Origin of the sequence: Trinickia sp. LjRoot230, assembly GCF_964253315.1 — a bacterium.
Classification (GTDB): domain Bacteria; phylum Pseudomonadota; class Gammaproteobacteria; order Burkholderiales; family Burkholderiaceae; genus Trinickia.
The window spans coordinates 1,206,504-1,219,193 of record NZ_CAXUQX020000002.1 but is presented as its reverse complement, the minus strand read 5'-3'; the positions used below and the strand labels follow the sequence as shown (position 1 = coordinate 1,219,193).

Annotated in this window: 13 protein-coding genes and 1 pseudogene; 5 read left to right on the top strand and 9 right to left on the bottom strand. The window is 59.0% G+C overall.

All coding sequences use genetic code 11. The features are described from left to right. Window positions 1-11: 11 nt before the first annotated feature. The 5 genes and pseudogenes from ACSQ20_RS24500 to ACSQ20_RS24480 all read left to right on the top strand — a co-directional run. Entirely contained in the window at window positions 12-503 is a 492-nt protein-coding gene (locus ACSQ20_RS24500) for a pyruvoyl-dependent arginine decarboxylase (RefSeq protein WP_436025054.1), read from the top strand. Between the two features lie 38 nt (window positions 504-541). After that, on the top strand, window positions 542-1,789 hold the full coding sequence (locus ACSQ20_RS24495) for a radical SAM protein (RefSeq protein ID WP_436025052.1): 1,248 nt from the start codon (window positions 542-544) through the stop codon (window positions 1,787-1,789). Window positions 1,790-1,815: 26 nt separating this feature from the next. Then, window positions 1,816-3,012 (top strand): MalY/PatB family protein, encoded by a 1,197-nt coding sequence (locus tag ACSQ20_RS24490; RefSeq protein ID WP_436025050.1) that lies wholly within the window; start codon window positions 1,816-1,818, stop codon window positions 3,010-3,012. A 409-nt stretch (window positions 3,013-3,421) separates the two neighbouring features. Further along, the gene (locus tag ACSQ20_RS24485; protein WP_436025048.1) at window positions 3,422-3,811 is read left to right on the top strand and encodes a hypothetical protein; all 390 of its coding nucleotides are present in this window, start codon (window positions 3,422-3,424) and stop codon (window positions 3,809-3,811) included. 53 nt (window positions 3,812-3,864) lie between these two features. Then, window positions 3,865-3,969 (top strand): annotated as a pseudogene (locus ACSQ20_RS24480) (IS66 family transposase); the annotation flags it as partial. 149 nt (window positions 3,970-4,118) lie between these two features. Here the strand turns inward: ACSQ20_RS24480 and ACSQ20_RS24475 are convergent. The 9 genes from ACSQ20_RS24475 to ACSQ20_RS24435 all read right to left on the bottom strand — a co-directional run bounded on the left by ACSQ20_RS24475 (window position 4,119) and on the right by ACSQ20_RS24435 (window position 12,421). Then, window positions 4,119-5,243, bottom strand: a complete 1,125-nt coding sequence (locus ACSQ20_RS24475) for a glycerophosphodiester phosphodiesterase family protein (RefSeq protein WP_436025046.1) — start codon at window positions 5,241-5,243, stop codon at window positions 4,119-4,121. Window positions 5,244-5,702: 459 nt separating this feature from the next. Further along, on the bottom strand, window positions 5,703-6,725 hold the full coding sequence (locus ACSQ20_RS24470) for a M20/M25/M40 family metallo-hydrolase (protein WP_436025044.1): 1,023 nt from the start codon (window positions 6,723-6,725) through the stop codon (window positions 5,703-5,705). Beyond that, complete coding sequence (locus tag ACSQ20_RS24465; RefSeq protein ID WP_436025042.1) at window positions 6,725-7,441, bottom strand: methyltransferase domain-containing protein; 717 nt, start codon at window positions 7,439-7,441, stop codon at window positions 6,725-6,727. The genes ACSQ20_RS24470 and ACSQ20_RS24465 overlap by 1 nt, the downstream gene beginning before the upstream one ends. A gap of 17 nt (window positions 7,442-7,458) precedes the next feature. Further along, window positions 7,459-8,217: a glycoside hydrolase family 99-like domain-containing protein gene (locus tag ACSQ20_RS24460; protein WP_436025040.1), complete on the bottom strand. Its 759-nt coding sequence runs from the start codon at window positions 8,215-8,217 to the stop codon at window positions 7,459-7,461. Between the two features lie 19 nt (window positions 8,218-8,236). After that, the gene (locus ACSQ20_RS24455; RefSeq protein ID WP_436025038.1) at window positions 8,237-8,566 is read right to left on the bottom strand and encodes a hypothetical protein; all 330 of its coding nucleotides are present in this window, start codon (window positions 8,564-8,566) and stop codon (window positions 8,237-8,239) included. A 33-nt stretch (window positions 8,567-8,599) separates the two neighbouring features. Beyond that, the gene (locus tag ACSQ20_RS24450) at window positions 8,600-8,938 is read right to left on the bottom strand and encodes a hypothetical protein (protein ID WP_436025036.1); all 339 of its coding nucleotides are present in this window, start codon (window positions 8,936-8,938) and stop codon (window positions 8,600-8,602) included. Between the two features lie 7 nt (window positions 8,939-8,945). Further along, the gene (locus ACSQ20_RS24445) at window positions 8,946-9,563 is read right to left on the bottom strand and encodes a glycoside hydrolase family 99-like domain-containing protein (protein WP_436025034.1); all 618 of its coding nucleotides are present in this window, start codon (window positions 9,561-9,563) and stop codon (window positions 8,946-8,948) included. After that, a complete protein-coding gene (locus tag ACSQ20_RS24440) occupies window positions 9,560-10,279 on the bottom strand; it encodes a hypothetical protein (RefSeq protein ID WP_436025032.1) in 720 nt (239 codons plus the stop codon). The genes ACSQ20_RS24445 and ACSQ20_RS24440 overlap by 4 nt, the downstream gene beginning before the upstream one ends. 303 nt (window positions 10,280-10,582) lie before the next feature. Further along, on the bottom strand, window positions 10,583-12,421 hold the full coding sequence (locus tag ACSQ20_RS24435; RefSeq protein ID WP_436025030.1) for an ABC transporter ATP-binding protein: 1,839 nt from the start codon (window positions 12,419-12,421) through the stop codon (window positions 10,583-10,585). Between the last annotated feature and the right edge of the window lie 269 nt (window positions 12,422-12,690).

Here is a 12,690-nt window from a genome sequence, read left to right as displayed (position 1 = left end):
CAAGCGAGATCATGAAGCGGCCCATTAGCGTCATTCGTGCCATCGGACGAGGCGCATCCGAGCTTTCGGCATACGACGATGCGTTGTTCAACGCAGGCATCGGCAATTGCAACATCATCGTGTTGTCGAGCGTCATTCCGCCCGGCTGGGAGCCAGATGACCAAGCCGAACTTGCGCTCGCGCCAGCGTGGGGCGACCGGCTTTACGTGGTACAGGCAATGGCGTCGTCGAACGGGCGCGCTCGAATGGCGCTCTCGGCAGGCGTCGGATGGGTACTGTTCGAGCACACCGGCGGGTTGATGGTCGAGCATCATGCAATTGCACCGACGGCAGCGCGTGCCGCGGCGGACGTCGAGCGAAACATCGGCAGGTCGATCGATGACCTGTGCTCGCGCAGGCAAGCGTCGCCAGTCAAGACGGGAAGCGCAGTGGTATCCGTCGCGGAAAGCGGCGGCCCGACATGCGCGCTCGTCGTCGCCGTCTTTCAGGCAGAGCGCTGGTAGCGGTAACGTCACACGCCGGGATAACCGAAGGGAATGCCATGAGCGAGCCAAACGGATTGCAATCGACCGCGAACCAACCCATCTCGTTCGACGAACACGGCGATTTGCCGTTTTCGATGCCGTTCAACGAAATAAAACCATCGCAAATCAGTTTTTATTTGCAACTCGATACGCGCGTGGGCAAGCGCACCTGCCGTCAGGCATGCGCTCACTGCTTCTATATCAATCAGCCCGAGGCGGCCAACAAGTCGATCGACTTGGTTGAAGGCCGCCGGATCATGGACGGTCTGACCGCGTTAGGGTATCGAGTATTTCCAATGATCTCAGACAGCCTCGCCAATAACGGTGAATTCCTGCGGCTGTTCGGCAATACGCACAATCGAGATTTTCGCCAGGAATGGGACGCCCGTGAAACGCGCACCATGGAGCGAGGCGATCTATGGACGAGCGGCGCGCCGCTGCTCGACGACAACTGGGCGTATTACCTCGCTGAGGCGGCGAAAAACGGTTTTGGCAACGTGACCATTACGTTTCACGGTGTGCTCGACGAGCGCCTCGCCTTATTGCCGGAAAACACCTATCCGATCAAGGGCGTCTTTCCCGGCGTTCGTTGCGTTGAGGTCATTGCACGTATTCATGCATTCAACGAAGCACTGAGCACTGATTCGACGGGCGGCTTCGAACCGTCGGCGGAGCCGCTCAGAATCAACCTCGGCGTGACGATCGGCAAGCACAATCACACACGCAAGCATCTTCTGCGCTATGTCGAATACTTCGAGAAACTCGGTGTATCCGTAGTCAGATTTAACGCCTTTCATAATCACGGCGGACGGCTGCCTGAGCTGGTATTGACGAAAGACGAGATCGCCGAATGGTATCGCAATCTCAAATGGGTTCACGACAACGTTCCGATGAGCTTTCAGCTTGGCGTCGATGAAGACTTCGGAACGAGCGGCATCGAAGTGATGGAATTTCCGGCACACGTGGGATGGTGTCGCGCGGGTCGCCAACTGTTTGCGATCGTCCCTGATGCACCTGGGGATATCGAATGGAATGCGGTCGTCCGCAAGGAGAAGATCGGCTCGATCGCTGCATGCGTCGACGCGTTCAAACCGATCGTCGGTAGGCTTATTCGCGAAACATCATGTGATGCGTCCACGCCGCGGTACTACCCGGAATTCTTTTACGACGCCATCGATGCGCTGACACAAAAGCGATTGGACGGAACATACACGGATGGTTGCTTCGCCGGAGAGATGCTCCAAGCGTTGCGCGCGGTTTCTTAGCAGTACTAACGATTCAGGCGTTGGCAATGAAACGCGATTCGGAAGATGAGCGAGCGGGCTTGGTCGATTTCACGCTTTCCGAAGCGACGTTGCGGCTTCGGCGAAGTGAAAAGTGGCAGCAATATGGCCCGCAGATATTGCCGGCCCATGTAGGAGAAATGGATTTCTCGGTCGCCGATGCGGTTCGACGCGCCGCTATCAGTCGCTACGACGAAGGTGACTTCGGTTACCCGTGGGGCAGCAATGAAGCGTTGGCGCGCGCCTTCGCCGAACGGATGCGAGCCCGCTTCGACTGGGTCGTCGACTCCGAAAGGGTATTGGCGCTTGGCAACGTTCTACAGGGCGTATACGCATCGATTCTCGCTTTCTCGGAGCCGGGCGATGGCGTTATCGTCATGACGCCGAGCTATCCGCCGCTGCGCGACGCCGTTTTTCAAACCGCACGACGATTGCTGGCATTGCCGCTGAGAAGTGACGGCGAACGATACAGGTTCGATGTTGGCGAATTCGACGCGCTGCTTGGGCAAGGCGCTCGTCTGCTGCTTCTTTGCAATCCGCACAATCCTACTGGACGCGCCTTCAGTCGCACGGAGCTGATCTGCATCGGCGAACGCGCCATCGCGCACGGTCTAATTGTGATCTCCGATGAAATCCATGCGGACCTGGTCTTTCCGGGGCATGTACATATTCCGTTCGCTTCGTTGGGACCGGAACTCGCCGCGCGAACGATAACGCTGACCTCGGCCAGCAAAAGCTTCAACATTCCGGGGCTCAGGTGCGCGGTTGCGTACTTTGGATCGTCAGTGCTGCAGCGTCAATTCGATCAACGCATGCCGGCGGCGCTCCTCGGCGATCCGTCGCCGGCTGGCGTGGATGCGACTGTCGCAGCGTGGACACAAGGGCAGCCTTGGCTCGACGCCGTCATCAAGCATCTGACCGACTGCGTAACGCACCTCGGCGCGGCGTTGAATACGCAGCTTCCCGAGATTCGCTGGCATGCGCCAGACGCGACATACTTCGCGTGGCTCGATTGCGAAGCATTGCACTTGGGCGTGCCGGCATCGCGGTTCTTTCATGACGCGACGCATGTCGCGCTCGCGCCGGGGGAGGCCTTCGATCCGAATGCGCAGCACTTCGCTCGACTGAACTTTGCGACATCGCGCATGCTGCTCGATTGCATGGTCGATCGTATGGTGAACGGTTATTCGGCTATCGCACGGTAGAGATTGACCCATTTGCCACAGACCTTCATATGCGTGCTCGCGATCATCAAAACCCGCGCTCAACACAGGCATTCGTCCGGGCATCGTTCGGTTCGCGTTACGGCCCGCGCTTGGCATGTACTCACGTAACCTGCTATCAAAATCGGCTTCTTCTACCATCAGCGATCATGCGAGGTCACCTATGCGAGCATCCCGGAACGATTCTAGGGTACGGAGCCTCCCAGTCGGTGCACAAGAAGACTGCGTCGACTCAGTGGGCTCTCAAAGCGCAAGGTTTGTTTTCCCGCGAGGGATATTGGCGGCACTACAATCACCCGTCCGGGCCGATGCGACATCTCAACGTCCGCCCGAATCAGGGCCGATGCTCTCTCGCAGACGACTTTTGGCGCTCGCAGCTGGAGCAGGTACGGTGACGCTCACGGTGTGTGCGTCGTCGAGCCGCAGAATCGACGACGCCCGGCAAACCGCGGCAAACGCCATCGTTCAGGAGTGGAACGATATTCACGCCGCGCTCGGCGATCATCCGCAACTCCCCGTCGAGGTAAAGAAAGCGTACGACCAACTCATGACTCAGGCTTTATCGTCAGGACCGACACTCAAGCATGATTATTCAGATCAGCTCGATTCGTACGCGGAAGCAGTACGCGCGGCAGGTATTGACGAGCCCAAAGTCGTTCACGATGACAGAATCCGCCGACTCAAGGCTCAGTTGACCTATGCCGAGGTAAACGGACAACCGCGCAATGAACGCTCGCCGATCGGACAGCGAATTGCCGACGCTGAAAAGATGCGTTATTGAACAGCATCCGCCCGAGCGTGCGACGCATCATCTGATCGTCAGAATCCCTTGGTCAATGGCCGAAGCTCATTCGCTGTGTCGAGAGCGGCGCTTGGCCCGTCTCGAACAACGCCTGCGAGAATGCGATCAGGCCGTTTACCGTCGGTCGTAAGAACTGGCCTAAGGGGTAGCTTCCATTTTTCCATTACGCGATCTTGTATGCTGGCCCCCGCTGACAATGTCGATCCGGAAGGCGCGAACATGGCCCGTCAAGAGAAACAAGATGCGGTCTGCAGCATGGTCTCGGCGCCCCGGCCCGCGAGTTCGGTCATAAGTCTGGCATGGGCTTGATCTCGACCAGCCGCTGGATGCGGTGCTGAGCAAGATACGCGGCGAGTCCGAGATCTGTGGGAATGGGTTCGTCCGCATATCTCTGTGAATGTCTGCTACCAGCATGCAGCGATGCCAGTTCTGACCAAGGACGCGCGGAAGGCCCCGATCCGTCGGTGGTACGCTGTAGTGTCTCGTCATGCATCGCAAATGGCACTGGGATCGGATCGGTCGTGACGTTGACGTCGTACTCGGCCGCAAGATAGCCATACTGAACCGCCTGTTGGGCCCCAACCAGTGTGTTTTCTGGCGCGACCGTGAACTGTACTGGGTCGGTTTTCCCGCTGAACCGATGCGCCACCAGTTCCGGGCAGTTCCACGGTGGCAAGTCGTAAGCGCCTTTGGCTTTGCCGTCAGAGCCTCCCCCTGCTATGTTGTCCCAACGTCGGCAGGCGTCAGGCGCTATCTCATGAATCATGTCAGTAACGACGCTGTCGATCCCCCAGGAAAACAAATGCTTCATCCTGCCCAAGTCATTCACCGTGTAGCACATGATACGGAATCCCGCTTCATGCGCCGTCTTAATGATTTCAGGCGAAATGTCGTTGTGGTCCAGATCTATCGCGACACAGCCAAGGCCGTGCAAACGATCAATCCAGTCGTGAGGCAATTTCCCGGTTTCGACGTTCAGCACGCGCTGCAACTCCGGGGCCGCTTCACGCGCGCCTCTCAGAGCGGATTCCGAGAATGACAGCATCAGTGGCGGGACGGCCTCTGACCGAGACGTATCCAGCGTTTGAAGGGCCACGGCAACACCCGTGAAATATTCGATCCCCCCATTTTCGCTGGCACGACGCAAGGCCGCTTCATGTCGCCCCAGCAAGGTTATAGGACGGGCCGCACTGGCGGTTTCGGCATCATCCGGCTTAGCGGGGACGCCTCCAGCGGGCCTAGTCTGTCTTCGCTTCGGCAGTCCACCGAGTTGCGGAGAGTCCGGCAGCGATGCGCCCCTGGCTGCCGGCGCGGCAGTCGGGAAAGCGTCTTCCACACCCGGCGAAGGATCAATATCGCGCGGCGCCGACGAACTGCCAGACGTTATTTCCATGATGCGGTAGCCCTTCAAATAGCTCGAGCGCGAGGATCGTTCGCAGCATTAGGTAGTCGGGAAAACATAGTGCGCGATCAATCGTAACGGCGCTGATCACTGAAAACCAATAGGTCCGCGACGCAAGCAATGATTAAACGATGTTTTTGAGGGCGGTTGGTCGAACGCAGCCGTGAATCACGGTGGACGTGGAAGTGTTTGTTGAAGTTCGCGGTCGCGGCCAACGATGAAGACATGACGGATTTGCGCTCGACGAGCGCCTGTTCACTGCTAACCATAACAACCGGCACGAATGCCGACTCTGCGGTCGACGACTGCGTCGAAGCATCAGAGAGCCGTTGCTGATGCAGCTTGATCCATTTGCGCAGGACGTTCGCGTTAACGCCGCGGTGCAGTGCGAGTCCTGCGACTGATGCTCCCGGCTCCAGGCAAGCTCGACGAGTCCTCCAGGCTCCACGAACGATCTACCACCATCGCTCAAAACCGGCAAAACTCGATCGCGGCATCCGCCATCGCATTCGAGACATCGGCCGCGGAATCCGCATCCACCCATTCGTCAACGGTATGCGCACCATCGCCATGAGGGCCGAATACGACACAGGGTATCCCCGCCGCGGACAACACCCCGGCTTCCGTCCAGCCCTGTACGCTCGTCGAGCACGCGCTCAAGGCATAGCGCCGTGCATGCGTTCTGATGCATTCGCACAGCGCTCCGTCCTCGTCTGCGATGAAAGGCTCGCGAACATCCGATCGCATCTTTTGGATGCCGAGCGCGTGTAGTATCTCCTCAACATTGCACAAGATAGTTACAACGTCTTCGCCTGGCGCAAGCCTGCGTTGCAACACAAGCTGCGGCGACGAGCCATCGGAAGACGCGACTGCCACGCCCCGGAGCGCCTCCTGCCCGCATCGCACCATCGCCGCCAGAGCGAGGATCGTCATCTCGCGTTCGCGGGGCGAATTTGTCTCCACGAATATGCGCATGCGGCCGTCGTGATGCGTGCCGATATCGGCCGATGTTCCCTCGGCTACGATTGCACCGTCCGCCTTCAAACGCGGAGCGAGGCTTCGCACGCCGAAGCTCGCATGCTCCTCGTCTGGGACAAGTAGCGCGGTGACTGTACCGCCGCGCATCTTCGATACCAGCGTGACCATCGCGCACAAGATCGCCGCGACGCCACCCTTCATGTCGAACGCCCCAGGGCCTCGGATCCGCCGACGATCGTCCGTTGGATGCGGTGCGTACCACGTATAGGTGTCGAGATGACCGAGCAGCAAAAGATGCGCCCCTTTCGCCGCGTTCTCGTGCCGAGCGATGAGGGCAGGCCGCGCTGTACGGCCGGCCAATGGTTCGAGCGCTGCACGGACTCCATGCGCCCCAAGCCATTCGCAGCAAAAGGTCGCGATAGGCCCTTCGCCCGCGCCCCACGAGCACGTAGCGGGATTGGCCGAGTTGATCGCGACCAGCTGCCGTATCAATTCCGCGATGTCGACCTGCATTACACGCGCCTCTCCAGTTCAACCAGATACGAGAGCGCATGCTCGCGCTTGACCTCGATGTTGCCCACAGGCACCAGTCCGGCTTGCCAGGCCATCGCAGCGAACTCGTCCGGTGAATAACACCGTATCGTTTCTGTAATCGTCGATGTGGGATCGTGCCGCCGCCAATAGCTAATCGAGCATCGCGAGCTTTTCGCATCGAAGCGCAGGCACTGCACGAACCGCGACATATCGCGCGTCGATCCATGCGCCGTGCTCCACCAGCGCGGATCGAATACGTCGATGAACGCGCGCGCGTGCGGCCGAAGCCAGTGAGCGATGCGTAGCAGCAACTTCAACTGCGTATCGTCACCCGCTACGCCGAAGCCGCTCCAGTAGGCGACCACGTTGAACGATTGCCGCAACTCCACTTCCATGAAATCGGCCTCGAGCACTTGCAGCTCGCCGCTACGATCGACCCAAATCTGCCGTCTCGCAAAAGCGGCACGCACGCGGGACCGCTCGATGGCCACTACGCTGTGCCCGAGGTCCGCCGTCGCTGCAGCAGCGCCGCCAAATCCGGCACCAAGCTCGAGCACTTGCAGCGGACCTGGTCCAACTGAGTCGATGGTCGCGGCCCGCGTTCGATCGCGTTCGCTAACGGTGGTCGCCCCCCACCACTGCCCCGTGCGGTCATAGAAAAGAAGGCTTTGCACGTCGGCAGAATGAGGGGACATAGGGCTTTGTTCCGCGTTTATCCCCCGGACACCCGTTCTCCACAAGTCGAGCCATCGGGTAATGGGTGCACACGCAATTCACCGCTGCGCGCACGAATTTGATCGAGAAAGGCGTTGCCGAATCGATCGCTCGGTTCGATCACGGAAGATTCAGTCCATTCGTTCCAGGCATGGAGAAACACGATATTTTCGCGCAGCTGCCAGCGCCGGTTGAATTCCAATGCGCAATCGAGGTAGGTGCCAAACAGCTCCGGCGTCACCCCCGTCACTACCGGAGAATAAGGGTATCCGTCCTCCGCTCGTAATACGCCACGAAACGCACCTCGTACGGTCGCATCCCAGCCAGCACACACCACCGGATAAAACGGAATGGCGATACGTCGTTGCACTTGTTCCCAATCGGCGACGCGCTGCGAGATGAGCTGCGCGTAATCTTGAACGGGCTCGCCAAGCCAATTCGGCAGCAAACCATAGCCCGTGATTGCGTCGAGCGGCAGCGCATTCGCCAAACGAACATTGCGCGGATTGGCTTCGCCTATCACGCCGATCAAATAGGGCGGCGTGCCGCACTCTTCATGCACGACTTTTATCGCGAAGCGAAGCATTACCGTGAACGTCAATAAACCGTAACGTAGTTCGAAGTCGGCAAGATTGTTGATCGCGAGAACGCGCCGGCCATCGATAGACCAGTAGTGTCCGGCTTGCGCGTAGCGATGCACCCATGCGGTAAGGAAGCGGCGGTATTCGCGCCAAGTGAGAGCGGTCGTGCGGGCCATGGCAGATCGGGCACGCCCGTCATCGACTGATGAGGTGCTTCACGTCGCGCAGCGTGATACGCGCCAGCGCATCGTCTTCCTTTTTGAAAGGACTGACGAGATCGGAGACGCGGATGACGGTATCGAACGGCACATTCGCGAGCCCGCGCTCTCTCAGGCCCGTTGCGAGTTGCTTCATTCCCGGTTGCCCACCTTCGGCGTGCCCCCTCAATCCGTGCACCGCCTGGGTCAATGCGATGAGGCGCGCTGCCGTCAGGTTCTCGGGTGCGGACAAGTAGCGCTCGAACAATATCGCGGTATCTTCCAGGTCCTGAAAGTTGAATCTGCTGCCATCGTCGTCGTAAGCCATGATCGCTCCTTTCTCTTCGATAATCGAAACCCACTAAACTCGCTCAATGCGCCCCAACAATTCCTCGAGTTGCTTCAGCGTGAAAGATCCTGCGATATCTCTGGTTTTTGCATCGCTGCATGCCGTGACCAACGCATCGACGCTGGCCATGGAAAGATGTGCGAGACCCACCTCGCGCATCACTCGGGCAAACTCCTGAAGGCTTGGCGTGTTGTCTGCGTAAAGGGCTGAAATCGCTTCAAGCGAGGTGCGCAGCTTGCCAAGCGTGAGCGGCATTGGGCCGGCGTAATAATCTTCGAGGACATGCGCGGTCCGTTCGTATTCGGCAGGACCGTGGCGGCCATTTTTTGAAATCACACGTTGCGTATCCATATCGTCCTCACGTCGCGTCGAATGTTCGCGATCCGTTGTCGGCAGCGCGGCTCATGCGCCGCGTTCGCGGCCGCGCAATCTCGTAGCTGAGCAAAATGTCCGACCACCACCGGTCATCGGCCAGCAACGTCTCCAGATCGCGCAGGGTCAAGGATTCGATCGGCTTGTCTTCGATATCGATATCCGCGCTCGTGGCCGACAATGCGGGCATGTCCAACTCATCGCTCGGCGCAACGGGAAATACGTTATGGGGCAGCCGCACGCACCATGTGCCGGCCACGGAGAAATCGTCGTCGCACTCGGCACTGGCAGCGAGCGCCATTTTCATCGGGTCGTCCATCACGAACCCCTCTTTACCGTAGTAAAGGAAGTACATGAACGCGCTAATGCCGGCTTGCGTCGCCAACCGAACATGCTCGCGAGCCGTTGCGGGTACGGCATCGTTGTACCGTCCCGACGCAGGCATGGGTGGCGCAAGATGACCTTCGAAATACGGCTGGAAGCGGGCAAGCAGGTCCCATTCATCAACGCCCGGCCGATAAGGGCTCGGATGCCAGCCCGGATAGGCGAATGCCACAAAGAACGGTCCCTCGATGGTCCCAGCCGGCAATTCCGGTTTATTCATTTGCGCGGCTCCAACGCTTCTTGCGCATAGTACCCACCAGGTGCAAAAGCAAGCCCTGAATTGACCGACTGCTTCGGCATGACGCCCGAATGGTAGTCGCGCGCGAGAAGGCAACGGAAGTCAAAGCTGACGCGGGTGCGTCCGGTTTCGTTCACGAGGTTGCCATGCTTTCGATGCGCAGCATCGAATATGACAATGCATCCAGGCTCCGCCGCGACGGCCTCGAAGTCCTCCTTGCATTGAGAACGCTCAATCCAGATCGAGTTAGTGTCGAATGCAGCGGTAATAGGAACCCAAAATGTGACCTCCCCTTCCGGATGTCCGTAATCGCGGTCTGTATGAAATTCCCCAACCGCTACATTGCGCGGAAGATGAACCCGCAGTGTCGGTATTGCTTGATAATAAAACGTTTCGGCAAACAGCTTCGCTATGACATCGCCGATAAAAGATCGATATAACGACCGCCAATTATCAAATCCATCATAAAAGGCACGATGCCAATGCGTTCGCTGATCCGTTTCTCGCGTATGAAGTGCGATATTTTCCCGCCCCCCCATATCCTGCAAGCTCTTCTCGCCCAGCAAGGCTGCTACAACGCGTGGGAAGTCATAAGCGTCAAGCGAATACTGAAGGCAAGCATAGGCGGCTTCGCGTGGAAATCCCGCCTTTTTAAAGACGCCCTCCACGCAATCGCTTTTCAGGTCTCCAATCTGCATCTTTCACGCTCCACATTGGCGTGTTCAACTCTTTTTTCACTTAACGATATACGATTTTGGAAGACGTGCAAATGCCTCTCAAAAAATCAAGCTTTTCTCATGCAACGACGGCGGAAATGGTTTTTTACGTTTTAATTTCGATGTGGCTTGTTTATAGTCAACGGCCACGAGGTCGTCAAGACAATTTCCATACAATTTCGAATGGCTTGGCGGATAGGTGCCGGTCGATGCACCACATCCGCCAAGTGACGACTATTTACACACTTTATTCATCGGCAACGCCCGTGTCGTCGTTCTTTAGTCTTAGTTCGCGAGTGACATCGATGATTCACCAGCATTCGCGGCCAGCCCCTTCGTCAACTCCAGCGCCTGCCGCTCGAAAAGCCTGCGATACAAGCCGTTTGGTTTGCGGATCAGCGTGTCGTGATCGCCTTCCTCGACAATGCGGCCATGCTCCAGCACGAGCAGCCGGTCGAGCGCGCGCACCGTCGATAAACGATGCGCCACCACGATGGTCGTGCGCCCCACCATCAGCCGCCCCATCGCCTCCTGAATCAGCGCCTCGCTCTCGCTGTCGAGGCTCGAGGTGGCTTCGTCGAAAATCAGGATCGGCGCGTCGGCAAGAAACGCCCGTGCGATCGCGACGCGCTGCCGTTCGCCGCCCGACAACTTCACGCCGCGTTCGCCGACGAGCGTGTCGTATCCGTTAGGCAGCCCGACGATGAACGCATGCGCATGCGCAAGCGTCGCTGCGCGCTCCACCTGCGCACGTGTGGCACCGGGGCGCGCATACGCGATGTTATCGAACAGCGAGCGGTGAAAGAGCAGCGGCTCTTGCTGAACGATGGCGATTTGCGCGCGCAACGACGCTTGCCGCACCTCGGCGATGTTTTGGCCGTCGACGGTGATCGCACCATCCGTCACGTCGTAAAGGCGTTGAATCAGCTTGATGAACGTGGTCTTGCCCGAGCCCGAATGACCGATCAGCCCAACACGCTCGCCCGGCGCAATGCGCACCGAAAAATCCGCATAAAGCGGTTCGGCGTGCGCGTCGTAGCGAAACGTCACGTGCTCGAAACGGATTTCACCTTGGTCGATGGCAATAGGAGCCGCGCCTGGCCTGTCTTCGACGTCGAGCGGCTGACGTTCGAGCGCAACCAGCTCCTCCATGTCGTTGACTGAGCGCTGCAGGTTGCGCACTAGCATGCCGACATCGCGCAAGTAGCCCTGCAGCATGAAGAACATCGTCAATGCAAAAGCAACGTCGCCGACGCTGGCTTCGCCGCGTATCCATAGCAGCAGCGCGGCGCCAAGCATCGCGCCTTGCATCACCGCCAGCATCGCGTTTTGCACGCCGCCGTTCACAGTACCGCGCAGCCATGCCCGGCGCGTCCGATCACGCCACTTGCCGATGACGCGCGACAGCCGCGCCTCTTCGCGCCGCTCGGCACCAAACGCCTTGACGACCGAATTGCACGTCACCGCGTCGGCCAGCGCGCCGCCTACGCGCGTGTCCCACGCATTGCCGAGCCGCGCGGCGGGCGCGACGAAACCAAGCGACAGCGCGGCTGTCACGACGACATAAACAAGCGCTCCCACGCCGACGACGATACCCATCGCCGGCCAATGCACGCCCAGCAATACCGTCGCGCCGACCAGCATCACGAGCGACGGCAACAAGCCGATCAGCAATGTATCGTTGAGCAGATCGAGCGCCCACATGCCGCGCGTGATCTTGCGCACGGTGGAGCCGGCGAAGCTGTTCGCATGCCAATCCGTCGAAAAACGCTGCACGCGATGGAACGCGTGGCCCGCAATCTCGTTCATCATGCGCAACGTCAGCGCGATGATGTCGACGAACATCAGATAGCGCAGCAACGCACCCGCGAGCCCGAGCGCAATCAACATCGCAAATGGCATGAGCGCGGCATGAAGCGCGCCGGCCTTGTCGTGTGCGCCGTTCGCGAGCACGTTGACGAGGCGGCCGGCAAAAAATGGCGTCACCACGTCGGCGACGGCTCCCATCAACGAAAGCACGATGATCGTGCCGATCCGCCAGCGTTGGCGGTTCCAATGAGCAAAGGCATAGCCGAGCACGCTCTTGAACGCGCGGCCGCCGAAATCGAGTTTCTTGCGGGTCATAAAATACTCCGCCCCGAGTCACGCATGTGACCTGGGGATATCGTCGAATCGAAAAAGATGCGCGCGCCGCGAGGTTTCAACCTGCGCGCGACAGAGACAAAATGTTGCCGGGAAGTGTCAGCCGGCCGCGTGCGGCGAAGCTAACGGTGCCGTGCGGATGGGGCGATCGATGGCGTCGCCGATGGGATCACGACAGGAGCGGCTGAAAGCGCTATTGATGTCATATGGACGCCTCCCTGTTCGTGTGAGCAAAATGAAGCCGCTAGTGT